This is a genomic window from Peribacillus sp. SIMBA_075 (assembly GCF_046534585.1).
This window is the reverse complement of the sequence record NZ_JAWRYN010001118.1, coordinates 1-253: the sequence shown is the minus strand read 5'-3', so window position 1 is coordinate 253 and position 253 is coordinate 1. Positions and strand designations below refer to the sequence as shown.

The window sequence follows — 253 nt, the reverse complement described above, 5'->3', positions numbered from 1 at the left end:
GCACCTCACTTGCAACAACGGCAAATCCTCTTCCCTGCTCGCCCGCACGAGCTGCCTCAACGGCGGCGTTCAGAGCCAGAATATTGGTTTGGAATGCTATCCCTTCAATGACCCCGGTTATCTCGGAGATCTTGCTCGAACTCGCGTGTATCTTCCCCATTGTCGCAACCATGTCATGAACGACGCCACCCCCTCTCTCAGCAATTCTCGTTGCCTTCAATACCTCCTCCTTCGCCCATCGCGCATTGTCCGC

1 protein-coding gene is annotated in these 253 nt (G+C 55.7%); it reads right to left on the bottom strand.

Annotated elements, in window-relative coordinates:
* Positions 1-253: methyl-accepting chemotaxis protein (locus SB775_RS31780; RefSeq protein ID WP_410865275.1), on the bottom strand; the 253-nt coding region annotated here is incomplete at both ends.